The 23,929-nt window shown below is 68.6% G+C and carries 20 protein-coding genes; 5 read left to right on the forward strand and 15 right to left on the reverse strand.

From position 1 onward, the window contains the following. Window positions 1-97 precede the first annotated feature (97 nt). Together WS54_RS30885 and dctA are read left to right on the forward strand one after the other, a co-directional pair. Window positions 98-1,030, forward strand: coding sequence for a LysR family transcriptional regulator (locus WS54_RS30885; protein WP_059779861.1), 933 nt, complete (start codon window positions 98-100; stop codon window positions 1,028-1,030). A 34-nt stretch (window positions 1,031-1,064) separates the two neighbouring features. Beyond that, window positions 1,065-2,396: a C4-dicarboxylate transporter DctA gene (gene dctA, locus WS54_RS30890; RefSeq protein ID WP_059779998.1), complete on the forward strand. Its 1,332-nt coding sequence runs from the start codon at window positions 1,065-1,067 to the stop codon at window positions 2,394-2,396. A gap of 24 nt (window positions 2,397-2,420) precedes the next feature. Here the strand turns inward: dctA and WS54_RS30895 are convergent, their stop codons facing one another. Further along, complete coding sequence (locus WS54_RS30895) at window positions 2,421-3,203, reverse strand: substrate-binding domain-containing protein (protein ID WP_034209133.1); 783 nt, start codon at window positions 3,201-3,203, stop codon at window positions 2,421-2,423. Between the two features lie 55 nt (window positions 3,204-3,258). Then, window positions 3,259-4,554: an MFS transporter gene (locus tag WS54_RS30900; protein WP_059779859.1), complete on the reverse strand. Its 1,296-nt coding sequence runs from the start codon at window positions 4,552-4,554 to the stop codon at window positions 3,259-3,261. A 325-nt stretch (window positions 4,555-4,879) separates the two neighbouring features. Here WS54_RS30900 and WS54_RS30905 point away from each other — a divergent pair, with 325 nt between their 5' ends. Continuing rightward, the gene (locus WS54_RS30905) at window positions 4,880-6,388 is read left to right on the forward strand and encodes a GGDEF domain-containing protein (RefSeq protein WP_059779997.1); all 1,509 of its coding nucleotides are present in this window, start codon (window positions 4,880-4,882) and stop codon (window positions 6,386-6,388) included. A gap of 109 nt (window positions 6,389-6,497) precedes the next feature. Here WS54_RS30905 and WS54_RS30910 read toward each other — a convergent pair whose 3' ends face one another. After that, window positions 6,498-7,397 carry a LysR family transcriptional regulator gene (locus tag WS54_RS30910; RefSeq protein ID WP_059779857.1) on the reverse strand — a complete coding sequence of 300 codons (900 nt, stop codon included), beginning with the start codon at window positions 7,395-7,397 and terminating at the stop codon, window positions 6,498-6,500. 110 nt (window positions 7,398-7,507) lie between these two features. Between WS54_RS30910 and WS54_RS30915 the strand changes: the two genes are divergently transcribed. Both WS54_RS30915 and WS54_RS30920 read left to right on the forward strand, forming a co-directional pair. After that, the gene (locus WS54_RS30915; protein WP_059779855.1) at window positions 7,508-8,371 is read left to right on the forward strand and encodes an SDR family oxidoreductase; all 864 of its coding nucleotides are present in this window, start codon (window positions 7,508-7,510) and stop codon (window positions 8,369-8,371) included. 263 nt (window positions 8,372-8,634) lie between these two features. Beyond that, complete coding sequence (locus WS54_RS30920; RefSeq protein ID WP_034209128.1) at window positions 8,635-9,033, forward strand: cupin domain-containing protein; 399 nt, start codon at window positions 8,635-8,637, stop codon at window positions 9,031-9,033. A 28-nt stretch (window positions 9,034-9,061) separates the two neighbouring features. Here the strand turns inward: WS54_RS30920 and WS54_RS30925 are convergent, their stop codons facing one another. The 12 genes from WS54_RS30925 to WS54_RS30980 form a co-directional block, all read right to left on the reverse strand. Further along, complete coding sequence (locus WS54_RS30925; RefSeq protein ID WP_059779996.1) at window positions 9,062-9,964, reverse strand: GNAT family N-acetyltransferase; 903 nt, start codon at window positions 9,962-9,964, stop codon at window positions 9,062-9,064. A 196-nt stretch (window positions 9,965-10,160) separates the two neighbouring features. Further along, on the reverse strand, window positions 10,161-11,348 hold the full coding sequence (locus WS54_RS30930; RefSeq protein ID WP_059779852.1) for a M20 aminoacylase family protein: 1,188 nt from the start codon (window positions 11,346-11,348) through the stop codon (window positions 10,161-10,163). A 69-nt stretch (window positions 11,349-11,417) separates the two neighbouring features. Further along, window positions 11,418-12,875 (reverse strand): aldehyde dehydrogenase family protein, encoded by a 1,458-nt coding sequence (locus WS54_RS30935; RefSeq protein ID WP_059779851.1) that lies wholly within the window; start codon window positions 12,873-12,875, stop codon window positions 11,418-11,420. Continuing rightward, window positions 12,872-14,149: an NAD(P)/FAD-dependent oxidoreductase gene (locus WS54_RS30940; RefSeq protein WP_059779848.1), complete on the reverse strand. Its 1,278-nt coding sequence runs from the start codon at window positions 14,147-14,149 to the stop codon at window positions 12,872-12,874. The genes WS54_RS30935 and WS54_RS30940 overlap by 4 nt, the downstream gene beginning before the upstream one ends. A gap of 137 nt (window positions 14,150-14,286) precedes the next feature. After that, complete coding sequence (locus tag WS54_RS30945; RefSeq protein ID WP_034209124.1) at window positions 14,287-15,612, reverse strand: NAD(P)/FAD-dependent oxidoreductase; 1,326 nt, start codon at window positions 15,610-15,612, stop codon at window positions 14,287-14,289. Window positions 15,613-15,614: 2 nt separating this feature from the next. After that, on the reverse strand, window positions 15,615-16,349 hold the full coding sequence (locus WS54_RS30950) for a cupin domain-containing protein (RefSeq protein ID WP_059779846.1): 735 nt from the start codon (window positions 16,347-16,349) through the stop codon (window positions 15,615-15,617). A gap of 126 nt (window positions 16,350-16,475) precedes the next feature. Continuing rightward, a complete protein-coding gene (locus WS54_RS30955; RefSeq protein ID WP_034209122.1) occupies window positions 16,476-16,907 on the reverse strand; it encodes a helix-turn-helix domain-containing protein in 432 nt (143 codons plus the stop codon). Between the two features lie 23 nt (window positions 16,908-16,930). Beyond that, on the reverse strand, window positions 16,931-18,208 hold the full coding sequence (locus WS54_RS30960; protein ID WP_059779844.1) for an NAD(P)/FAD-dependent oxidoreductase: 1,278 nt from the start codon (window positions 18,206-18,208) through the stop codon (window positions 16,931-16,933). Window positions 18,209-18,402: 194 nt separating this feature from the next. Next, entirely contained in the window at window positions 18,403-20,277 is a 1,875-nt protein-coding gene (locus WS54_RS30965) for an ABC transporter ATP-binding protein (RefSeq protein ID WP_059779842.1), read from the reverse strand. Then, a complete protein-coding gene (locus tag WS54_RS30970) occupies window positions 20,277-21,236 on the reverse strand; it encodes an ABC transporter permease (protein ID WP_059779840.1) in 960 nt (319 codons plus the stop codon). Before WS54_RS30970 ends, WS54_RS30965 begins: the two co-directional genes overlap by 1 nt. Before the next feature lie 31 nt (window positions 21,237-21,267). Further along, window positions 21,268-22,221: an ABC transporter permease gene (locus tag WS54_RS30975; protein ID WP_034209118.1), complete on the reverse strand. Its 954-nt coding sequence runs from the start codon at window positions 22,219-22,221 to the stop codon at window positions 21,268-21,270. Window positions 22,222-22,300: 79 nt separating this feature from the next. After that, a complete protein-coding gene (locus tag WS54_RS30980) occupies window positions 22,301-23,884 on the reverse strand; it encodes an ABC transporter substrate-binding protein (RefSeq protein ID WP_059779838.1) in 1,584 nt (527 codons plus the stop codon). Between the last annotated feature and the right edge of the window lie 45 nt (window positions 23,885-23,929).

Here is a 23,929-nt window from a genome sequence, read left to right on the forward strand (position 1 = left end):
CAGCGCCGCGCCGACGCTGCCGCCCGGACGACGCGCCACGCATGGCGCGGACGGAATCATGCACAATGCTGCGCATCTGAGTGGTGGAGAGAGACCGGTGGGCATCAATTTCGATTTGACCGACTTGCAGGCGTTCCGTGCGGTCGTGGAAACGGGCAGTTTCCGCAAGGCCGCCGAAGCGGTCAGCCTCTCGCAGCCTGCGCTGAGCCGCCGGATCGACAAGCTCGAAGACGCGCTCGGCGTGCGGCTCTTCGAGCGCACCACGCGCCGCGTCGCGCTCACCACCGTCGGCCGCGTGTTCGCGCAGAGCGCCGAACAACTGCTCGACGATCTCGACGCCGCACTGCTCGGCATCCGCGACGTGTCGTCGAGCCGCCTCGGCCATGTGACGATCGCATGCGTGCCGTCGGTCGCCTACTATTTCCTGCCGCCCATCATCGCCCGCTATCATCGGCGCTTTCCGCGCATCCGGGTCAAGCTGCTCGACGCCGGCGCCAACGACGTGCTCGGCGCCGTGATCAGCGGCGAGGCGGATTTCGGCGTGAGCTTCATCGGCAGCCAGGAGGCGGAGATCGAGTTCAAGGTCCTGCTCCAGGAACGGTTCGTCGCCGCCTGTCGCCGCGACCACCCGCTCGCGCGCAAGAAGCGCGCGACCTGGAACGAACTGTACGAACACGATTACGTCTCGGTGGACAAGACTTCCGGTAACCGCCTGCTGCTCGACCAGGCCTTGGCCGCCGTCGCGCCGCGCAAGCCGAGCGTGTGCGAGGCGCGCCACGTCACGACCCTGCTCGGGCTGATCGAGGCGGGCCTCGGCGTCGCCGCGGTGCCGTCAATGGCGATGCCGGGGCATGACCACCCTGTCCTCACGAGCGTGCCGCTCGTCGAGCCGGCCGTGAAGCGGCGCGTGGGCATCGTCAAGCGGCGCGGGCGCTCGCTGACGCCGGCCGCCGAGGCGTTTTACCGGATGGTCGTCGATGCGAAGAACGCGAAGCGCGGCGACGCCGGCGGCGGCGGCGCATCGGCATGACGACGACGGAACGCAAACGAAGGAAGACGGCATCGTGAGGTGGACCCGGCTGTTCAAATCGCTTTACGTGCAGGTCCTGCTTGCGATGATGCTCGGCATCGGCATCGGTCACGTGTGGCCGGCGGCGGGCGCGATGCTCAAGCCGCTCAGCGACGCCTTCGTCGCGCTCGTGAAGATGACCATCGCGCCGATCGTCTTCTGCACGATCGTGTCGGGCATCACGTCGTTGTCGAACGGGCGGGCCATCGGCCGCACGATCGTGCGGGCGCTCGCGCTCTTCTATCTCTTGACGGCCGCCGCGCTCGCGTTCGGGCTCGTCACCGCGTACGCGCTGCAACCGGGCGCCGGCATGCACATCGACGCCCGTCATCTGGATGCGAGCCTCCTCGCGCCCTATGCGAAGCATGCGGAGCCGCGCAGCCTGGTGGCGTTCGCGCTCGGCGTGATTCCGGACACGATGCTCGGCGCATTCGCGACCGGCGAAGTGTTGCCGGTATTGCTGCTGTCGCTGTTGTTCGGCTTCTCGCTGAATGCGCATCCGCGCGCCGCGCGGCCCGTGCTCGCGCTGATCGACGGCATCGCCCAGGTCGTGTTTCGCGTGCTCGCGATGATCATGCGGCTCGCGCCGCTCGGCGCATGCGGCGCGATGGCGTTCACGGTGGGCCGCTTCGGCATCGGCTCGGTCGGCTCGCTCGCGAAGCTGATGGTGTCGTTCTACGTGGCCTGCGTGCTGTTCGTCGCGCTGGTGCTCGCCCCGCTCGCGCGGCTGCACGGCTTCGCGCTGTGGCGGCTGCTGCGCTACCTGCGCGAAGAGTTGCTGATCGTGCTCGCGACGTCGTCCACGGAGCCGGTCCTGCCGCGCCTGATCGTCAAGCTGGAAGCGCTCGGCTGCGACAAAGGCGTCGTGGGGCTCGTGCTGCCGGCCGGCTATTCGTTCAATCTGGACGGCACCGCGATCTATCTGACGCTCGCGGCGTTGTTCATCGCGCAGGCTTGCGACGTCCCGCTTTCCGCGCCGCAGGTCGCGGCGATGCTCGCGATCATGCTGGTCACGTCCAAGGGGGCGGCCGGCGTGTCCGGCAGCGGGCTCGTCGCGCTGGTCGCGACGCTCGCCGTGATGCCCGACCTGCCCGTCGCCGGGGTCGCGCTGCTGGTCGGCATCGATCGCTTCATGTCGGAGGCGCGCGCGCTGACCAGCGTGATCAGCAACGCGTGCGCGGTCATTTTCGTGTCGTCGTGGGAAGGGGCGTGCGACCGGTCGCGTCTCGTGCAGCGGCTCGCGGCGGCCGGGCCGTCCTTGCCGGACGGGGCCGATGAAGACAGCGCCGCGGCAGACGGCGGCGGTCGCGACGGGAAGACGATCTGATGCGCGCCTTCCCGTCGATCGGGCTCAATGCGCGGATACGGAATCCAGGCCGGTCGATTTCACGTCGGCCTGCACGTCGGGCGACGCAAGATAGTCGAGCAGCGCCTTCGCTTCCTGCGGATGCTGCGCGCCGACCGGGATGCCGGCGGCGAAGCGCGTGACGGACTGCAGCGATTCGGGAATCTTGCCGACGAAGGTCGCGCCCTTGACGGGCAGCAGCTCGCTGACCTGCTGGAAGCCGATTTCGTAGTCGCCGTTCGCGACGACCGACGCCACTGGAATCCGCGGAATCATCTTCGCTTTCGACTTCACCTGCTCTTCGATCCCGAGCTTCTTGAACAGCTCGCGTTCGATATACACGCCGCTCGCGCTGTCCGAATAGGCGATCGATTTCGCGTGCAGCAGCACTTGCTTGAGGCCGTCGGCGGTGCTGATGTCGGGCTTGGCCGCGCCGTCGCGCACGACCATGCCGATGCGCGAGTCGGCCAGCTCGACGCGGGATTCGGGGATGACCTTGCCCTGCTTGATCAGATCGTCGAGCGCGTAGCCGACCATGATCACCGCGTCGGCGGGCTCGCCGCGCGCGAGCCGGTTCGGAATCGCTTCGGGCGACTTGCCCATCGACGGGCCGAGCGCGGTGGCCAGCGTATTGCCCGTCGTGGACGCGAACCGCGGGCCGAGCACCTTGTAGGCGGCGGTGAAGCCGCCCGAGCTCATCACGTGCAGTTCGGCGGCCTGGACATTGGCCGCGACCGCCGCGGTGGCGACGAGCGCGGTCGCGCAGAATTTCAGGAGCAGGTTTCTCATGGTCGTGGTCGTGCGGATGGGTGGGTGTGAGTGAGCGTTCCGGACGAGCTCGGCGTCAATGCGCGGGCGTCAACGTCGCCGTGCGATGACGATAGAGCGCGAACGTCGCGAGCAGCGCGCACACGGCGGCGAAGCTCATCCAGTAGCCGGGTGCGGCCTTGTCGCCCGTCGCGTGAATGAGCGCGGTCGAGATGGCCGGCGTGAAGCCGCCGAACACGGCCGTCGCGAGGCTGTACGCGAGCGAGAAGCCCGCGACGCGCACCTGCACCGGCATCACTTCGGTGAGCGCGACGACCATCGCGCCGTTATAGATACCGTACATGAACGACAGCCAGAGCAGCACGAGCAGCATGTTGGCGAACGACGGCGCGTGAGCGAGGAACGACAGCGCCGGGTAGGCGGTCACGACGGTGAGCATCGTCATGCCGACCAGCAGCGGCCGGCGGCCGATCCGGTCGGACAGCGCACCGCCGATCGGCAGCCACACGAAGTTCGACACGCCGACGCACAGCGTCACGAGCAGGCTGTCGGCGGTACTCAGATGCAGCACCGTCTTGCCGAAGGTCGGCGCGTAGACGGTGATCAGATAGAAGCTCGTGGTGGTCATCGCGACCAGCATCATGCCGGCGATCACGACGCCCCAGTTCTGGACCAGCGTACCGAACACTTCCTTCATGCCCGGACGATGCTTGCGGGCCTTGAACTCCTGGGTTTCCTCCAGGTTGCGGCGCAGCAGGAAAATGAACGGCACGATCATGCAGCCGACGAAGAACGGCACGCGCCATCCCCACGCGGCGATCTGCGATGCGCTCAGCCACTGATTGAGCGCAAAGCCGAGGGCCGCCGCGATGACGATCGCCACCTGCTGGCTGGCCGATTGCCAGCTCGTGAAGAAGCCCTTGCGGCCCGGCGTCGCGAGCTCGGCGAGATAGACCGACACGCCGCCCAGTTCGGCGCCCGCGGAGAAGCCCTGCAGCAGCCGGCCGATCAGCACGAGCACCGGCGCGAGCAGCCCGATCGTCGCGTAGCCCGGCACGAACGCGATCAGGATGGTGCCGCTCGCCATGATCGACAGCGTGACGATCAGGCCCTTGCGGCGGCCGACCTCGTCGATGTACGCGCCCAGCACGATCGCGCCCAGCGGCCGCATCAGGAAGCCGGCGCCGAACACGGCGAAGGTCATCATCAGCGACGCGAACTCGCTTTGCGCGGGGAAGAAGACGTTGGCGATCTGCGTGGCGTAGAAGCCGAACAGGAAGAAGTCGAACTGCTCGAGAAAATTGCCGGCCGTGACGCGAAAGATCGCGGCGGCCTTCGAGCGTTCGGCCGGAAGGCGGGACGAGGGATGCATCGGGGTGTCTCCTGAAAATCCTGGAATACGCGGGAGGGACTGGTCGATTGTCGTTTTCCGGCATGTTGGCGCGGGATCGGTCAAACGATAAGTGCAATTTTTGGAACGATTGATGCAGCAGCGTTATCAATCCACGCGATCCGCGCGCGTCCGGGCCGCGCTCGGGCCGTATCGCCGCACGGCCGCACACGTTTGCGTCGCCGAACCGGGCCGGGATCGTCGACGGGCGGCCATGCCGGCCTCGATTTTTCGTTAACCGTGCCGTTAACCGGGATTGGACCCGCGCCGGCGCACGTGCAGCCGGCATCTCAAAACGAGCGCGAGCATGCCCGCATTCACTTCGATCGAGAAAATCGCCGACTGGGCCGGACGCCACCCGTTCGTCGTCGGCGCGTTGGGCACGCTGATGTCGCTCGCGACGCTCGCGATCAGCGCGGTGACGCTGTGGGTGGCGCGCAGCGAAGTCGTCGAGCATGCGCACGAGACGTCGCGCAACGTCGCGGCCGTGCTCGCGAGCCAGATCGCGAGCACGGTCGAAACGTCGAACAACGCGCTGATCGCGCTGGCTGCCGATCTCGGCAAGCCGGACGTCCAGCGGATGGACGCCGGGCTGCGGCACGACCTGCTGTTCGAGCGAACCGCCGCGCAATTCGTGACCGGCATGGGCGTGACCGACAGTCGCGGCCGGCTGATCGACGGATGCTGCAGCACGGCCCACCGGTGGGACTTCGCCGATCGCGACTACTTCAAGGTCCATCGCGATGCGGACAACGTCGGGCTCTACGTCTCCCAGCCCTATCGCGCACGCTCGCGCGGCGGCAAGGAATCCATCGCGCTGTCGCGGCGCATCGAGCGGCCGGACCATACGTTCGACGGGATCGCGGTCGTCGCCGTCGATCTCGCTTACTTCGAGCAGTTGCTGTCCCGCCTCGACGTCGGGCCGAACGGGGTCAGCGCGATCGTGCGCGCGGACGGCACGATCCTCGCGAGAAACCCGTCGTTGAACGACGGCCAGATGAACCTGCTGCGTCGCTCGACATCCTTCAAGCGGATGGTGAACAGCGAATCGGGCTTCTATCCGGCGCGCTCGAGCATCGACGGCATCGTGCGGCTGTATACCTATCAGCGGATACCGGGCACGCCGCTGATCGCGGTCGTCGCGCCGGCCGAGAGCGACGTGCTGGCCGGCGTCCGGCGCCTGTCGTGGACGGTCGGCGTGTCGGCATCCGTGATCGGCGCATCGTTCTGCGCGGCGGTCTGGCTGCTTGCCTTCGCATTGCGGGACAACTTCCGCAAGCAGACGCTGCTGACCGATCTCACGCGCACCGATCCGTTGACCGGACTGCGCAATCGTCGCGCGCTCGATACCGCGCTGGCCGACGAATGGGCGCGGCTGCAGCGCGGCAGCGGCGGCAGTCTGTCGGTCTTGTTCATCGACGCCGATCACTTCAAGCAGTACAACGACCGGCACGGGCACGCGCTGGGCGACACCGCGCTGCGCTTTCTCGCCGAATGCATCCGCACGCATACGCGACGGCGCGGCGACCTCGCCGCGCGCTACGGCGGCGAGGAATTCGTCGCGGTGTTGCCCGATACGGACGAAAACGGCGCCGCGCAGGTGGCCGACGCGATTCGCCGCGAGGTGGAACGCAACCGGCTCGACGGGTTTGCGGAGACCGTTCCGCCATTCACCGTCAGCATCGGCTGTGCGACCGGCCGGCGCGCGCGACATGCGTCCGTGCACGCGCTGGCGCATCAGGCGGACATGGCGCTCTATCGCGCCAAGCGCGAAGGCAGGAACCGCGTGTGTTGCGCGCAGACGGAGCCGGCGTGAACGCCGCGGTTCGAATCGGACCGGTGGCGGCACGCGCGCTGCCGATCGCGACGGCATTCCGCTCGGGACACCGTGGCGATGCGCGTGCGCTGCCGCGCCCGCGGTCGTTTCACTGCCCGGGTTCGATATACGCCGCCAGTTCTTCCGGCTCGCCTGACGGAAACGCGTCCTTCAGGTGATCGAGAAACGCGGACACGCGCGCGCTCAATAATCGCCTGGACGGATACAACGCCCACAGGGCGATATCGGAGCCCGGCACGTCGCCCCAACTGACGAGCGCGCCGGCGGCGAGGTCGCGGCTCACGAGCGATATCGGCAGGCATGCCGCGCCCAAGCCGAGGCGGACCGTATCGCGCACCATGCTCAGCGACGACAGCCGCGCCACGGGCTCGACCGGTATGCGCTCCATCCCGGCCACGCCCGTGACCTCCCATGCGGCACGGGTGTCGTGCGCGCCGCGAACCACGGCCGGCGCGGGTGCGCCGCCGCTCGGCCGCGCCAGTTCGGGCGTCGCGACGACGACCAGCCGGTCGCGCAGGATCACGCGCCCGATCAGGCTCTCGTCCGGGTTCGGATTCACGCGGATCACGAGGTCGTACCCTTCTTCGATCATGTCGACGGGCCGGTCTTCGGTCGTCACCTCCAGCCGGACGTCCGGGTATCTCAGCGCGAACGTCGCCACCAGCTTCCCCATCGCGAACTGCGAAAACAGCATCGGCGCGCTGATCCGCAGGCGGCCGCGCGGCCGCTCGCTCCCCGCTGCGATCGCGGACGCGCTGTCGGCCAGCTCCGCGAGCAGCGCGCCCGTCCGCTCGTAGAGCGCGCGCCCTTCCTGCGTGAGCTTCACGCCGCGCGCGCCGCGCTCGAGCAGGCGCAGCGACAGACTGTTCTCCAGTTCCGCGACCCGACGCGACAGCGTCGCCTTCGGGCGATCCGCGACGCGCGCGGCCTCGCCGAAGCTGCCATGGCGGGCGACGAGATTGAAATCGGCGAGAGCGAGCAGGTCCATGTGTTCCACCAGTGAGACGGCATGTCTATTTATCACATCTTCCGGATCATGAGTGGATCACCTAATTTACGTGGGCAGTCCATCCCATCGTTACCTCAGGAGTGAACATCATGACCATTCTCGTTACCGGCGCCACCGGCCGCGTGGGCCGCCAGGTCGTCCGTCAACTCGTCGATCGCGGCGCCGACGTGCGCGTGCTGGTGCGCGATCCGGCCAAGGCCGATTTTCCGGCGGCCGTGACCGTCGCGCAGGGCGACATGCTCGACGTCGATGCACTGCGGGCGGCCTTCTCCGGCGTGCGCACGCTGTTCCTGCTCAACGGCGTCGCGGGCGACGAATTCACGCAGGCGCTGATTGCGCTGAACCTCGCCCGCGAAGCGGGCATCGAGCGCGCCGTCTATCTGTCGGTCCTCCATGCCGACCGCTTCGTGAACGTGCCGCACTTCGCGGTGAAATCCGGCGCGGAGCGGATGATCGAGCAGATGGGGTTCAGCGCGACGATCCTGCGACCCGCGTATTTCATGGACAACGAATCGATGGTCAAGGACGTGATCGTCGGACACGGCGTGTACCCGATGCCGATCGGCGGCAAGGGCGTCGCGATGGTCGACGTGCGCGATATCGCCGAAGTCGCGGCGATCGAGTTGATCCGCCGCAACGACGCGCCGGGCAAGCTGCCGGTCGAAACCCTCAACCTGGTCGGGCCCGACACGCTGACCGGCCCGCAACTGGCGTCGATCTGGTCGGACACGCTCGGTCGGCCGGTTGCGTATGGCGGCGACGATCCCGCGCCGTTCGAACGCAATCTGGCGCAGTTCATGCCGAAATGGATGGCCTACGAAATGCGGCTGATGGCCGAGCGCTACGTCAGCGACGGGATGGTGCCGGAGGCCGGCGACGTCGAGCGGCTGACCGCGATCCTCGGCCGCCCGCTGCGGACGTATCGCGACTTCGCGGCTGCGCTCGCGCGTTGAGTGAGATGCCGAGCGTTCATGCGTCGGGCGGCGGCGCAGGCGATCGCCGGGCCGTCGAACCGGCCGCGCCCGGCCGGTTCGTCCATTTGGCCGCCATGCAGTCGCCAGCGACGCGGCCACGCGGTGGCGTCGCCGCGTGCGCGGCGTCCGCACGTCCAGCAGCGAAGCGGCGCCGTCAATATAATCGGCTGGTCCTGCCGATCGGCGCCCGGCAGTCCGCCGGTTTCGATTTCGACTGCGTACAACAGCCCACTGGAGAAGAGATGACCTTGCCCGCCCTTCCGTTTGCCGAATCGTTCGACCTCGAAGCCGCTTTCGCCGACGTATCCGAATACTGGTCGCCGAAGGTCGTCGCGCAGGTCAACGATCAGTACGTGAAAGTCGCGAAAGTACGCGGCCAGCTCGTGTGGCACGACCATGCGCACGAAGACGAGCTGTTCTTCGTCGTGCGCGGTCACCTCAGGATCCAGTACGAAGGCGGTCGCGTCGCCGACGTGCCCGCCGGCTCGATGCACGTCGTGCCGCGCGGCACGCAGCACAATCCGATCGCCGACGACGAATGCTGGATCGTGCTGATCGAGCCCGTGCAGACCCGGCACACCGGCGACGTTCAGTCGCCGCTGACGCGCACGATCGACGAGCAACTGGGCCGCGCGCGCTGAATGCGTCGGGTGCGGCGGCGGCCGACGGCTACAACATCGCCTGACTGACCAGCCCGTACAGTCCGACTGTCGGATCGGCCGCACCGCCGTGCGCGGCGGCCGGCGCATGGCGAACCATCTTCGAACAGGTATCCACCTGTTTCAGTCCCTGTTCGCTCAACCAGCCCGGCAAGCTGCTCCCGTCAGGCACATCGATACGCACGAATTCGCCGTCGCGTTTCGTCAGCCAATAGCCGATCAGCGCTTTCGCGCGCGCATCGTCGCTCGAACGCGGCGCGACCACCGGCCCGATCACGTCACCGCGACCGAAGCGCCGCAGCACCGAAAAACCGACGACCTCGCCGTCGCGTTCGAGCACCACACTTTCTCCCCGCGTCTGCAACGCGGACAACAGCGCGTCGCGTTCGAGGCCGGACGCACGCGCGTCGAGTTCGACCAGGCGCGGCCAGTCGGCCGGCGAACCGGCACGCAACCGCTCGCCGTCGGGCACGGCAATCGCGGCGGGTCGATCCACGTTGCCCTGATATTGGCTCAGCGATCCGCACACGGTGAACCCCAGTTTCTCGTAGAGCGGCCGACCGGCCGGCGTCGCGTGCAGAAACGTGATGCGCGGACCCAGTTCGTCCAGGAGCGTCTCCATCAGTTTGCGGCCGATGCCCCGGCCCTGATGCGCGTCGGAGACGATCACATGCCCGATCGCCGCGCGGTCCGCACCGTACTTCCAGCACATCGCCGTGCCGATGACCACGCCGTTTTCCTCGGCCGCGAACGCGGTCGACGTTTCAGCGGAAAACTGCCAGTCTTCCGCCCGGAACGGCCAGCGAAGCGCGCTGGAAAGCGCATGGGCGGCGGGGACGTCCGCCGCGGTGAATCTGCGGTAGCGAAGCGCCGACGTCGCGCCTTGCTCCTTCGCTTCAGGTTCCTGGTTCATCAAGTAGTCCTGTCGAATAATGTAGTCGTGCAACACGGCACGTCGGAAAAAATACGCGGCGATCACATCGAAGCGACGATGGATTGCACGGTTCTCGCCGGCTGGCCTGGGCGCACGACGATCCGGAAGCACGCGTGCCCCGGACGCGGCACCCGATCGACCTGACGTCCACCGGTTTCCACGCCGCCCCGACGCATCACGGCGATCGCGCGAAGTAATGCTGCGCCAGCGCGACCCAATAGCGGACGCCGGCCGGAATGATGTCGTCGTTGAAGTCGTATTTCGGGTGGTGCAGCGCCGGAGCGGCCGCGCCGTCCCGCGCATTGCCGATCAGCACGTACGCGCCCGGCCGCTCCTCCAGCATGAAGCCGAAGTCTTCGGACGTCATGTTCGGCGGTACGTCGCGGTCGACGCACGCGTCGCCGAACGTGTCGCGAATCACCGCTTCGCACAGCGCCGTCTCGGCCGGCGTGTTGACCGTCGCCGGGTAGTACTGGAAAAACTCCACGTCGACCTGCGCGCCATAGGCCCCCGCGAGCCCCTCGCACGCGAGCCGCACGTCGCGCTGCAGCTTCTGCTGCAATGCCGACGACAGCGTGCGGATCGTGCCGCGCAGCTCGGCGGTGTCGGGAATCACGTTGTCCGTCGTGCCCGCATGGAACATGCAGACCGAAATGACCGCGGGATCCACCGGGTCCTTGTGCCGCGCGGCGATGGTCTGGCACTGCAGCACCATCGAGCACGCGAGCGGCACCGGATCGATGCCCAGATGCGGCTGTGCCGCGTGCGCGCCCTTGCCCGTCACCGTGATCCTGAAGCGCGAACCCGCGGCCATGATCGGGCCGGTGCGCAACCCGAAATGCCCGGCCGGCAATCCGGGCCAGTTGTGCATGCCGAATACCGCTTCCGTCGGGTATTGCTCGAACAGCCCGTCATCGATCATCCTGCGCGCGCCCGCGCCGCCCTCTTCGCCCGGCTGAAACACGAAATGAACGGTGCCGGGCAACTGCGGCAGCGCCTTCAGCACGCGCGCGGCGCCGAGCAACATCACGGTATGGCCGTCATGGCCGCACGCGTGCATGATCCCGTGCGTGCACGATGCATGCGCGAAGTCGTTGGCTTCGTGGATCGGCAACGCGTCGAGATCGGCGCGCAGCACGATGCCGCGGCGCGGATCCGCGCCGGGCAGGCTCGCGACGACGCCCGTGCCGCCGAGCCCGCGCGACACCGCATAGCCGAGCGCCTCGAGCTCGCGGGCGACGACGTCGGCCGTCCGGTGTTCTTCGAATCGCAACTCGGGATGCGCATGCAGGTCGCGGCGCAGTTTCGCCCAGTGCGCGTGATGCGCATGCAGCGACGAGTCGGGGATGACGGGGTTGTCCAATTTCGGTACCTCAGGCATGTAGCGGGCTTCCAACTGTACTGCGTGCGCGGATCGCGCGCAGCGGCTGCGTCAGTCGTAAAAGCCGACGATCGACTTGATCTCCATGTATTCCTCCATCCCTTCGATTCCGTACTCGCGGCCGTTGCCCGACTGCTTGTAGCCGCCGAACGGCGCCTGAGGGTCCCATGCCGGGTAGTTCAGATGCACCTGCCCTGCGCGGATGCGGGCGGCCACCGCGCGTGCGCGTGCCTTGTCGGTGCCCTGCACGTGTGCGCCGAGCCCGTAGACGGTGTCGTTCGCGATGGCGATCGCTTCGTCGACGGTGTCGTAAGGCAGGATCGCGAGGACCGGGCCGAAGATCTCCTGCTGCGCGATCGCCATGTCGGTGCGCACGTCGGAGAAAATCGTCGGCCGCGCATAAAAGCCGCGGTCGAGACCCGCGGGCCGGCCCGGGCCGCCGGCGATCAGCTTCGCGCGTTCGTCGATGCCCACGTCGATCATCTGCGCAACCCGCCCGAATTGCGCGCGATTGGCCAGCGGCCCGTGCGTCGTGGCCTCGTCGAACGGATCGCCGACCACGAGCGTTTGCATCGCCGCGACGGCCAGCGCCTCGACCGCGCCGAGCGCGTCGCGCGGCACGATCATGCGGGTCGGCGCGCTGCACGATTGCCCCATGTTGCGGAACGCGGCGGCCACGCCGGGCGGGATCGCACGCGACAGGTCCGCATCCGGCAACACGACGTTCGGCGACTTGCCGCCCAGTTCCTGCGCGACGCGCTTGACGGTCGGCGCGGCCGCCTGCGCGACGAGCACGCCGGCGCGCGTCGATCCGGTGATCGACACCATGTCGACCGCCGGGTGCGACGAAAGCGCGGCGCCCACCGTCTCGCCGCTGCCGCTCACGAGATTGAACACGCCGGCGGGCACGCCCGCATCGGCGAGCACTTCCGCGAACAGCAGCGCGCTGAGCGGCGACAGCTCGCTCGGCTTCAGCACTACCGTGCAGCCGGCCGCGAGCGCCGGGCCGACCTTCGCGGTGATCTGGTAGATCGGCCAGTTCCACGGCGTGATCAGCGCGCACACGCCGATCGGCTCGCGCGCGATCGCGGTCGTCCCGCGCCGCTCGACGAACGGGTAGCGCGCGAGGTTGTCGCGTGCGACGCGGATATGTTCGGCCGCGAGCGGCACGTGCGCGCCGCGGGCATAGCCGATCGGCGCGCCCATCTCCAGCGCGAGCGCGGTCGCGAACAGCTCGGCGCGCTCCAGCATCAGCGCATGCACGCGGTCGAGCAGCGCCGCGCGTTCCTGCGGTGAAGTCGCGGACCAGCGTTCGAACGCATGGCGCGCGGCCTGCACCGCGCGGTCGGCGTCGCGCGCGTTGCCGAGCGGGATCTCGCACAGCGTGTCTTCGGTGGACGGGCTGACGACCGCGAACCGGTCGCGGCCGTCCGGCAGCACCCAGTCGCCGTCGATGAAGAAACGATCCAGCCGGCCGGCTTGCATCAGGTGAACAACGGGGGAATTCATTGCAGCGTGTCCTTGAGTCGATACCAGGCGCCGACGAACGGCAGGAACCAGGGTTTGCCGAAGTGGCCCGGAATCGCGGGCCAGTCGAAATCCTTCCACGGGTTGAGGTCGGCGCGTCCGTCCATGATCTCGGCCATCAACGTGCCCATCAGCGTGGCCATGTGCGTGCCGTGGCCGCTATAGCCCATCGAGTAGTACACGCCGTCGCGCTCGCCCGCGCGCGGCAGCCGGTTGGCCGTCATGTCGACCATCCCGCCCCAGCAGTAGTCGATGCGTACGTCGGCCAGCTCGGGAAACACGGCGGCCATCTGCTGCCGCAGGATCGCCCCGCTCTTTTCGTCGGAACGCGGATTCGACGCGGCAAAACGCGCGCGCCCGCCGAACAGCATCCGGTTGTCGGGCGTGACGCGAAAGAAATTCACGAAGTTCTTCGTGTCGGTGACCATCCGGCGCGTCGGCAGCAAGCGGTCGAGCAGGTCGTTCGGCAACGGCTCGGTGACGATGATGAACGCGCCGACCGGCACGATCCTGCGGCGAACCCAGCCGAACGGTCCGACCTGCGAAATGCCGCTCGCGAGCAGCACCTGGCCCGCGCGGATCTCGCCGAGCGGCGTACGCACCGCGTAGGCGCCGCCCGCTTGCCGCTTCAGTCCGAGCACCGGCGCATGCTCGAGCACGTGCGCGCCGCGGGCTTGCGCGGCGCGCGCGAGGCCGCGCACATAACGGCCGACGTGCATCCCGGCGCTCTTGCCGAACAGCAGCCCGCCGTGATATCGGTTCGAGCCGATCTCGTCGCGCAGTTCGGCCTTCGTGATCAAGCGCGTGTCGGGGTCCACGCCCGCCGCGAGCAGCGCCTGGCTGCGCACGAGCTTGTCGTAGTGCTCGGGCTTCGCCGCGAGCTTGAGCTTGCCGCGGCGCACGAAATCGCAATCGATCGATTCCTCCCTGACCAGCCGCTCGACCGTGTCGACGCCCGCGTCGAACGCGAGATACAGACGATTGGCCAGCTCCGTGCCGATGCGCTGCGACAGCGACGCGTAATCCTGCGCGAAGCCGTTGTTGCACATGCCGCCGTTGCGTCCCGATGCCGCCTGCCCGACGGTGCCCGCCTCGCAGACGATCACGCGCGCACCCTTCTTCGCCAGCGCCAGTGCGGCCGCCGAGCCCGTGATCCCGCCGCCCACCACCGCCACGTCGCAACTTCCGCCGGGCAACGCCGGCGAGCGGCTCGCGAACGGCTCCGACGTATCGAGCCAGTAGGAACTGAAACGCATCAGAAACTCCCAAGCTGTCCATCGCACCGCGCTTCCACGCTGCCGAACGATCGCCGCGCCGATCCGGCCGCTCGCCCGCGATCCGGATCGAAGCGCCGCGTCGGGAGGCGGCCCCGCATCGGTACGACGGCCTTGCACTAGAAATCCGCGACCTTGCCCCATGCGGACTCGCTGAACCGGCCGGGCCGGTACGGCGTCGGGTCGACGAACGGTTGCGCACCGGACGCGAGATCGGCGATCAGGTGCCCGGCCCCCGGCCCGATCCCGAAGCCATGCCCGGAAAACCCCGCCGCGAGAATCAGCCCCGGCACGCCCGGCACTTCGCCGATGCCCGGCACGCCGTCCGGCGTGCTGTCGACGTACCCGGCCCATGCGTGCGTGATCTTCGCGTCGCGCAGTTCGGGCAACAGTTCGGCCGCGCGGCGATACGTTTCGGCGACGGTCGGCATGTCCGGCTTCGGATCGAGAATGCGTACCGCTTCCATCGGCGTCGGCGCATCGAGCCGCCAGCGCTTCAGCGTTTCATGGCCGCCGCGCACGCCTTCGAGGCCGCCCGGCAGCAGGTTGCGCCAGCGCTTCGCGAACATCGGCACGAATTGCGGCGCGAAGCGCAGGAACTGCGGCGTCAGGTCCACGCGCGCGCGGCCGCTGATCGCCAATGCGTAGCGTCCGTCGCTGCGGCGCGTGATGGACACGCCGGACGTGTACATCGCATCCGGCAGTGGCGTTTCGACGGGCGACACGCTCAGGATCGACTGACGGATCGACGCCTGCGGAAACCGGATGCCGAGCTGGCGGCAGAACGACGACGCCCATGCGCCGCCGGCCATCACGACCGTTCGGGTCTTGATGACGCCGGCCTCGGTGACGACGCCGGCGACGCGGCCGCCTTCGAGCTCGATGCCGCGCGCCGCGCAGTGCTGATGGACACTGCCGCCCAGCTTGATCAGCGCGGCGGCCACGGCCGGCGCGGCCTTGCCTGGATCGGCCGTGCCGTCGGTCGGCGAGAACACGCCGCCCTTCCACTGTCGCCCGGTCGCGCGTCCGCGCTCGGCCGCCTGCTTGCTGTCGAGCATGTAGGTGGTCACGCCCGCGGTCTTCGCGAATTCGCCCCAGCTCGCCCAGCGGGACAACTCGGCCTCGTCGTTGCTGAGATACAGCAGCCCGCAGCGATGAAAGCCGGTATCTTCGCCGGATTCGGCGGCGAAGCGTTCCCACAGATCGATGCTCTTGCTCGCCATCGGCAACTCGCGCGCGTCGCGGTTCTGCTGCCGGCACCAGCCCCAGTTGCGGCTCGACTGTTCGGCGCCGATGCGCCCTTTCTCGACGAGCGCGACCGATATACCGCGGCGGGCCAGATAGTAGGCGGTGAAGACGCCGATGATGCCGCCGCCGATCACGACGACGTCGGCCGCGGCCGGCGGCGTGGACAAGGTTTCGATATGGCGCAGCGGAGGGGACATGCTCAGTCTCGTTCGGTGGAGGGTTTGACGTTCTGCATCACGTAGAACTTCGCCACGCGTTCGCTGCTTTCCCACCCGATCGCCGCGCCGCGCGGCACGAACAGCGCGTCGCCGGTACCGAGCGACGCCACGCTGCCGTCGGGCGCCGCGAACCGGACGCCGCCGTCCAGCAGGAACATGAACTCGTTCGCGCGATGCGGCCGGACGAACCGGTGATACGGCGTCGAATCCCATGTGCCCGCGCAGTACCCTGCGCCGTCGTCGGTGAACACGTTGTCGCTGCGGCATTGCGGCGCGGGGCCGAGCAATACCTCGGCCGGCAGCGTGGCGGACGGCTTGAAGTCCGCGTCGGCGCGCAGCGCAAAGACGCCGCGTTTCGTCGGTTGCGCGCACGCTGCCGCGCAGAACATCAGCAGCACCGGCGATTGCGCGGCGATGCGCAGCGCCGTGCCGCAGCCGATGACGGCGCCTTGTCCCGGGCCGACCACGAGCGGTGCGGCCCCGGCCGCTTCGAGCGTCAGTTCGCCCTGGACGACGACGACGGTTTCGATGTGCGGAAAATTCGCCACGTCCAGTTCGCCCGCGAAGCCGATGCGCCCCGCGGCCATCGCGTCGGGGCCTTCCCACGCGATCTCGCGATGCGACGCGAACGGATCGCTCGCGCCGAACGCCTGCCGGCGGAACGGGGTGGAAGAAGGTGCGCCGTCGGCCCGGTGCAACACGAAAACTGCGGTCATTTCTGCTCCTGTGCAATGCGTGACGGATTCGTTCGGAAGCTGTCACGCGATATCGGAAATCGTCGTTGGCCGGCGCGCCTGCCGGACCTCCTCAGCGGGGCACGTCGTCCATGTCCATGCCCGTGCTTACGCCGCGTGATACGACGCATCGCGGCGTTCGCTGCGCACGCGCGTCGACGGCGCTCGCACCGGCGCGCCGCCCGTGCGGGCGACCACGTAGTCGCGCGGCGTGATCCCGAGCACGCGCCGGAAATGCCGGCACAGATGGCTCTGATCGAAGAAGCCGACGTCGGTCGCGACGACCGACGGCGCAAGACCGGCGCGCAACAGGTCCTGCGCCCGCCGTACCCGCACGAGACACAGATACCGGTGCGGCGACAGCCCGGTTTCGCTGCGAAAGCGCGCGGTGAAACGCGACACGCTCAGCCCGGCGACCGCCGCGAGCGTATCGAGGTTCAGCGGTTGCGCGAACGACGCGTCGATCGTGCGCAGCACGTCGCCGATCGCCGGCGAGACGGGCCGCGCGACACGCGGCGAGCCAACGAATTGCACTGTCATGTCGAATTCTCCCGGCGCTCGCTTCAATGCAGGAAATCCTGCATCCGGTAATACGCGCCGACGAGCGGCAGGAACCACGCGTGCCCGAAATGGCCCGGTATCGCCGGCCATTCGAGCTCGCGCCACGGGTTCGACGCGGCCGCGCCATACAGCACGTCGGCCATCACGCGGCCCATGTGCACCGACATCTGCACGCCGTGGCCGCTGTAGCCCATCGAGTAATAGAGCCCGTCGTGCTGGCCCGCACGCGGCAGCCGGTCGGCGGTGATGTCGACGAGGCCGCCCCAGCAGTAGTCGAGCCGCACGCCGGCCAGTTCCGGGAAGTAACCGGCCATGCCGGCGCGCAGGACGTCGCCGCTCTTCGCGTCGGAGCGCGGGCTCGACATCGCGAAACGCGCGCGGCCGCCGAACAGCAGCCGGTTGTCGGGCGTCACGCGGAAGTAGTTGCCGATCTGGCGCGACGTCACGTACGCGCGGCGATGCGGAAACAGCCGGTTCAACTGCGCGTCGGGCAGCGGCTCGGTCACCACGATGAAGCTGCCGACCGGCGCGATGCGTCGCCGGAACCACGCGAACGGCCCGTGCTGCGACGCGCCGGTCGCGACCAGCACGCGATCGGCGACGAGCGTGCCGCGGGTGCACGTGACCCGGTGGCGCTCGCCGTCGAGCCGGTCGAGTTGCGTGACGGCCGCGTGCTCGTACACGCGTGCGCCGGCCCGCACGGCCGCTTGTGCGAGCCCGACGCCGAACTTGCCCATGTGCATCTGCGCGCCGTTGCGCTGCAGGAGCCCGCCGTAAAAACCGTCGGATGCGATTTCATCGCGGATCCGCGACGGCTCGATCAGTTCGATGTCCGGATCGACGTCGCGCCGCAACGCGTCGAAGGTCTTTTCGAGTCCCGCGAAATGTTGCGGCTTCGCGGCGAGCTTCAGCTTGCCGGCGCGCCGGAAATCGCAGTCGATCGCCTGTTCGGTCACGATCGCCTCGACGCTCTTCACCGCGCTTTCGTACGCGAGATAAAACTGCTTCGCCTGTGCGGCGCCGATGCGCGCGGCGAGCGACGCGTAGTCCTGCGCGACGCCCGTATTGCACTGGCCGCCGTTGCGGCCGGACGCTTCGCCCGCGACCTGCGCGGCTTCGAGCACGACCACCGAGACGCCGCGCTGCGCGAGCGCGAGCGCCGCCGACAAGCCGGTGAAGCCGCCGCCGATCACGACCACGTCGGCGCGCCCTTCGACGGGGCCGACGCTACCGGCGCGAAACGCGGGGCGAGTATCCAGCCAGTACGATTCCAGTTTCATCGGATCCTTTGTGCATGCCGGCAACGACGATCAGCAACCATTCAATGCGAATCATTTAACCACTGGCAAAAACCGCAGTTGCCGCGTAATCGCGCGCGGCACGCGTACAAATTGCCGTTTTGCGCGACCGCCGCGGCACACTATGCGGCGGGCCGTCCACCGCACCGCGCGATGAACGGTTCACGCGGTGCGCACTACAGCTGCACCGGCGTGACGCCGGCGGAAACCGGCTCCGCCTGGAAGCGCGCGAGATCTTCCTCGCTGCGATGGCACAGCACCTGCGCACCGTTGCCGAGCGTGCGCAGCGACGGGGCCGTCCGGTTGCACACGCCGTCCACGCGCATCGCGCAGCGCGACAGGAACGGACACAGCTCGGCTTCGTTCTCGCGCTCGCCGATCGGCACCAGCGGCCGGTGACAACGCTCGGCCGCATCGTCGAGCCAGCCCGCGCGCAACTCCGGCGCGGACGACACCAACAAGTGCGAATACGGGTGATAAGGCGGCGCGCACAGCGCGTCGCGGCTGCCCGTCTCCACGCGGCGGCCCGCATACAGCACGACGATGTCGTCGCTGATCGCGCGCACCTTCGCGATGTCGTGCGTGATGAACACGTACGACACGCCGAGCTTCGCCTGCAGGTCGCGCAACAGCTCGATGATCGCGGCGCCGACCACCGTGTCGAGCGCCGACGTGACCTCGTCGCACAGGATCAGGTCGGGCTCGGCCGCGAGCGCGCGCGCGAGGTTCACACGCTGCTTCTGCCCGCCCGACAGCTCGCCGGTACGCCGCGCGGCCACTGCCGGCGGCAGCCGCACGAGCTCGAGCAGCTCGGCGACGCGCTGGCGTGCCCGCGCGCCCTTGATCCCGTGGTAGAACGCGAGCGGCCGCGCGAGCGTACGCTCGACGGTATGCACCGGGTTCAACGCGGTATCGGCGTTCTGAAACACGATCTGCACGCGGCGGTGCTGTTCCTTCGTGCGTTTGCCGATATCGAGCGCGAGCGGCTCGCCGTCGAGCAGGATCTGCCCGGCCGTCGCGGGCACGAGGCCCGCGATCACCTTCGCGAGCGTCGTCTTGCCGGAGCCCGATTCGCCGATCACGCCGACCGTCTGCCCGCGCCCGATGCGCAGGTCGACTTCATGCAGGATCACCTTCGCGGGCCAGCCGTTCGCGGTGCGGCCGCCGTAGCCCGCGATCGCGCCGCGCACGTCGAGCAGCGGCGCCGGCGCGGCCGGCTCGGGTGCCCGCACCTGCGCACCGCGTTCGGCATCGTTCGGCGTGACCGCCGCGATCAGGCTCTGCGTGTACGGGTGCGTCGGCGCATGCAGGATCTGTTCGGTGTCGCCCGCCTCGCGGATCACGCCGTCGCTCAGCACGACGATCCGGTCGGCCATCTGCGCGACCACGGCCAGGTCGTGCGACACGTACACCGCACTCATCCCGTAGCGCCGGATCACGCGCTTGAACGCCTGCAGCACGTCGATCTGCGTGGTCACGTCGAGCGCGGTGGTCGGCTCGTCGAGGATCACCAGCTCCGGATCGGTGATCAGCGCCATCGCGGCCATCAGCCGCTGCAGCTGCCCGCCCGATACCTGGTGCGGATAGCGCTTGCCGATCGTCTCCGGCTCCGGCAGCGCGAGCGCGCGAAACAGCTCGATCGCCTTCGCCTGCGCGTCGCGCTTCGTCATCGTCTTGTGGATCAGCGCGCTCTCGATCACCTGGTCGAGAATCGTGCGCGACGGGTTGAACGCGGCAGCCGCGCTCTGCGCGATATACGCGACCTTACGGCCGCGCAGCGCGGTCAGCGCTTGCGCCGACAGCTTGCACACGTCGGTGCCGTCGACCTTCACCGAGCCGCCGGCGATCCGGCATCCGGCGCGCGCATGGCCCATCAGCGACAGCGCGATCGTCGTCTTGCCGGAGCCCGATTCGCCGATCAGCGCGAGCACCTCGCCGCGCCCGATCTCGAAGTCGACGCCGTGGACGATCGTCGTTTCCTCGCCGCCCGGCCGGCCGCCGACCACGCGCAGCCCGCGCACCTCGACGAGCGGATTCGATTCGTGTCGCATCAGTGTCCTCCGGCGGCGCCGGCCGCGCCCTTGCGGCGGCCGCGATGCGGCAGACCGTCGATCATCAGGTTGACGCCCACCGTCAGGATCGCGATCGCGACCGCGGGCATGATCGCGACGGCCGAGCCGTCGCCGAGGCTCGCGATGTTCTCGCGCACGAGCGAGCCGAGGTCCGCATACGGCGGCTGCACGCCGAGCCCGAGAAAGCTCAGGCCGCTCAGCAGCAGCACGACGAACGTGAAGCGCAGCCCGGTATCCGCCAGCATCGGATGGATCATGTTCGGCAGCATCTCGACGCACGCGATGTACAGCGCGCTTTCGCCGCGCGCCCTGGCCACCTGCACGAACTCGAGCGTGCTGATGTTGACGGCCAGTGCGCGCGCGATCCGGTACGAGCCGGGCATGTAGCTGACCGCGGCGGTGAGGACCAGCAGCGGCAGCGACGAGCCGAACGCGGCGACGAACATCAGCGCGAACATCTTCGACGGAATCGACGTGAGCGCGTCGAGCAGCCGGCTCATCGTCTCGTCGACCGCGCGGCCCGACACGGTCGCGAGCAGCCCGAGCGTCGTGCCGGTCACCGCGGCGAGCAGCACCGCAGCCAGCGCGAGCAGCACGGTCAGCCGCGTGCCGTACAGGATCCGGCTCAGCATGTCGCGGCCGAGGAAGTCGGAGCCGAACGGCAGCTTCGCGCTGAACGGCGCGAACACGTCCGGCGTGACGATCGCGCCGACGTCGTGCGGCGCGAGCAGCGGCGCGAACACCGCGACGAACAGCATCAGGCCGGCCATCGACAGGCCGACGCGGCCGCCGGCGGTCAGTCCGATGCGTGCGCCGCGGCGCTTGCGCGGCTGGTCGGGGGACGGCGCGGCGGGCGGCGTCGCGCCTCCCCACGGCGAGCGCGGCTCGCCTGACGGCGGCAGCGCGCTGCTGCGATGAACGGGGTCGGTCGGGTGCATGGGCGGCATCTCGGAAGGTGGACGGGGGCGCTCAGGTCCGCAGTCGCGGGTTCGACACGATCGAGCACAGGTCGGCGAACAGCACGAGCGTCAGGTAAGCGACGCAGAAGATCAGCGTGCACGCCTGGACCAACGGGAAATCGCGATTGCTGACGGCGTCGACCATCAGGCTCGCGAGGCCCGGATAGTTGAAGATCGTCTCGACGACGATCACGCCACCGAGCAGATACGACAGGCTCAACGCGATCGCGTTGGCGATCGGGCCGATCGCGTTCGGCAACGCATGGCGCAGCACGACGCGCGCGGGACTCGCGCCCTTGAGCACGGCCATCTCGACGTACGACGCGCTCAACTGCTCGATCACCGCGGCGCGCGTCATGCGCGCCATCTGCGCGATCACGACCGCGCACAGCGTCAGCACCGGCATCGCATACGCACGCAGGAAATCGTGCAGGCTGTCGATCGGGCCGCCGTACGACAGCGCAGACAGCCAGCGCAGCTTCACCGCGAACACGAGCACGGCGACCGTCGCGATCAGGAATTCCGGCGTCGCGACGAGCGACAGCGTGCCGAGGCTGATCACGCGGTCGATCGCCGACTCGCGCCTGACCGCCGCGAGGATCCCGAGCAGCAGCGCGATCGGCACCGACACGGCGGTCGTGATCGCCGCGAGCGCGAGCGACTTCGGCAGGCGTCCGCCGATCAGCTCCGACACCGGCATGTCGCCGGACAGCGACCGGCCGAAATCGCCGTGCAACAGCCCGGCGAGCCAGTGCACGTAACGCACGTGCGCCGGCATGTCGAGACCGAACTGCTGGCGCAGCGCGGCGACCGTCTCCGGCGTCGCCGACTGGCCGAGCGCGGCCTGCGCGGCGTCGCCCGGCAGCAGGTTCGTGATCGTGAAGATGATCGCGGACACGATCAGCAGCGTCAGCGCGGTGACCGCGATGCGCCGGCCGATCAGCCCGATGAGAATTCGGTTCATGGAGCGTCACTCCCGAAAAAACCGCGCGTGGCCGGCGCGGTGATCCGCACCGGCCGCGCGACGGCGGCCAGCGACAACGTCATGCGTTCCACCACACGTTCTCGGCGAACATGAAGCCCATCATCCCGCCGGTCGGAATCGAACCGAGGCCAGCGAGCCGCTTGTCGTATCCGTCGAGGAAGCTGATGAACGCCGGAATGCCGACCCGGCCCTGCTGCGACACGATCACCTGCATGTCGCCGTACATCTGCTTGCGCTTCGCGTCGTCGGTTTCCGAGCGCGCGGCGAGCAGCAACTGGTCGAACTTCGCGTTCTTCCAGCCCGACTCGTTCCACGGCGCATCCGACTTGAAGAACTGCGTGAACAGCACGTCGGCGCTCGAGCGCGGGTTGATGTTGCCGAACGTGAGCGGATGCTTCATCCAGTGATTCGACCAGTAGCCGTCGGGCGACGCGCGGTTGACCTGCAGGTTCAGCCCGATCTTCTGGCCGGCCTGCTGCAGCAGCACGGCCATTTCGATCGACCCGTTCGCGTCGGAGGTCGCATAGATCGGCGGCAGCGTGGCGCCGAGCGCCCCCGCCTTCTGGAGCAGGAATTTCGCCTTGTCGGGATCGTGCGGCCGCTGCGGCAGCGATGCGTTGAAGTAGCGATGGCCCGGCGGAATCGGCTGGTCGTTGCCGATCACCGAGTAGCCGCGGAACACCGCCGAGCGGATCTGCTCGCGATCGAACAGGTACTTCATCCCTTCGACGAAATCGGGATTCGCGACGATCGGGTTGTCGCTGCGCGCGATCAGGTCGGTATAGAGGCCCGACTTGGTTTCCTTCAACGCGTAGCCCGGCGTCGACGAGACCCGCTGCGTTGAACGCGGATCGATCGCGTTGATCAGGTGCACGTCGCCCGACAGCAGCGCGTTCAGCCGCGCGGCGCTGTCGCTGATGCCGATCAGCTCGATCTCGTCGAGATACGGCCGGCCCGGCTTGAAGTAGCTGTCGTTGCGCACGCCGACGGTCGATACGCCCGGCTTGAACGATTTCAGCTTGTACGGGCCGCAACCGATGCCGGTCGAGAAGTCGGTCGTGCCGTCCTTGACGATCACGAGCTGCGGCGTCGCGAGGATCACCGGCAGATCGGCGTTCGCGCTCGCGAGCGTCAGCGTGACTTCGTCGGGGCCGGTCGCCTTCGCGTCGGCGAACTGCTCGGCGAGCGGCTTGACCTTCGACGCGGTGGCCGGGTTCTTGTGGCGCATCAGCGAATACACCACGTCGGCCGGGCCGACCGGCTTGCCGTCGTGGAACGTGACGCCCTTGCGCAGCTTGATGATCCAGGTCTTCGCATCGGTCGTCTGCAGCGACTCGGCGAGGTTCATCTGCGGCGTCAGGCTCGCATCGAGCTGCGTGAGGCCGCTGTAGAACATGAAGAAGCGCGTGTAGTCCGCGCCCGTCGAGCCCTTGGCCGGGTCGAGCGTATCGGCCGTCGAGCCGGATTCGTTCGCGACCCGGATCTTGCCGCCGCGCTTCGGCGCTGGCGCGGCGAATGCCGCGTCGGGGGTCATCAGCAGTCCGCCGGCACCGGCAGCCATCATGCCGCCCGCCGCCATGACCTTCATCATGTCGCGGCGCGTGAAGCCGCCCTTGCCGTCATTGTCGATATCGTCGTTCATCCGAACTGCTCCTGACTGTGGGAAGTGGGTCCAAGGGTCCAGCGT

The organism is Burkholderia sp. NRF60-BP8, assembly GCF_001522585.2.
GTDB lineage: Bacteria > Pseudomonadota > Gammaproteobacteria > Burkholderiales > Burkholderiaceae > Burkholderia.

What these genes read in the sequence shown, in the direction of transcription:
- WS54_RS30935 (WP_059779851.1), bottom strand. Translation starts at nt 12,875, where the DNA reads ATGAATTCCCCCGTTGTTCACCTGATGCAAGCCGGCCGGCTGGATCGT.
- WS54_RS30955 (WP_034209122.1), bottom strand. Translation starts at nt 16,907, where the DNA reads ATGACAGTGCAATTCGTTGGCTCGCCGCGTGTCGCGCGGCCCGTCTCG.
- WS54_RS30950 (WP_059779846.1), bottom strand. Translation starts at nt 16,349, where the DNA reads ATGACCGCAGTTTTCGTGTTGCACCGGGCCGACGGCGCACCTTCTTCC.
- WS54_RS30965 (WP_059779842.1), bottom strand. Translation starts at nt 20,277, where the DNA reads ATGCGACACGAATCGAATCCGCTCGTCGAGGTGCGCGGGCTGCGCGTG.
- WS54_RS30910 (WP_059779857.1), bottom strand. Translation starts at nt 7,397, where the DNA reads ATGGACCTGCTCGCTCTCGCCGATTTCAATCTCGTCGCCCGCCATGGC.
- WS54_RS30970 (WP_059779840.1), bottom strand. Translation starts at nt 21,236, where the DNA reads ATGCACCCGACCGACCCCGTTCATCGCAGCAGCGCGCTGCCGCCGTCA.
- WS54_RS30900 (WP_059779859.1), bottom strand. Translation starts at nt 4,554, where the DNA reads ATGCATCCCTCGTCCCGCCTTCCGGCCGAACGCTCGAAGGCCGCCGCG.
- WS54_RS30915 (WP_059779855.1), top strand. Translation starts at nt 7,508, where the DNA reads ATGACCATTCTCGTTACCGGCGCCACCGGCCGCGTGGGCCGCCAGGTC.
- WS54_RS30895 (WP_034209133.1), bottom strand. Translation starts at nt 3,203, where the DNA reads ATGAGAAACCTGCTCCTGAAATTCTGCGCGACCGCGCTCGTCGCCACC.
- WS54_RS30905 (WP_059779997.1), top strand. Translation starts at nt 4,880, where the DNA reads ATGCCCGCATTCACTTCGATCGAGAAAATCGCCGACTGGGCCGGACGC.
- WS54_RS30960 (WP_059779844.1), bottom strand. Translation starts at nt 18,208, where the DNA reads ATGAAACTGGAATCGTACTGGCTGGATACTCGCCCCGCGTTTCGCGCC.
- WS54_RS30920 (WP_034209128.1), top strand. Translation starts at nt 8,635, where the DNA reads ATGACCTTGCCCGCCCTTCCGTTTGCCGAATCGTTCGACCTCGAAGCC.
- WS54_RS30980 (WP_059779838.1), bottom strand. Translation starts at nt 23,884, where the DNA reads ATGAACGACGATATCGACAATGACGGCAAGGGCGGCTTCACGCGCCGC.
- WS54_RS30945 (WP_034209124.1), bottom strand. Translation starts at nt 15,612, where the DNA reads ATGTCCCCTCCGCTGCGCCATATCGAAACCTTGTCCACGCCGCCGGCC.
- WS54_RS30940 (WP_059779848.1), bottom strand. Translation starts at nt 14,149, where the DNA reads ATGCGTTTCAGTTCCTACTGGCTCGATACGTCGGAGCCGTTCGCGAGC.
- WS54_RS30925 (WP_059779996.1), bottom strand. Translation starts at nt 9,964, where the DNA reads ATGAACCAGGAACCTGAAGCGAAGGAGCAAGGCGCGACGTCGGCGCTT.
- WS54_RS30975 (WP_034209118.1), bottom strand. Translation starts at nt 22,221, where the DNA reads ATGAACCGAATTCTCATCGGGCTGATCGGCCGGCGCATCGCGGTCACC.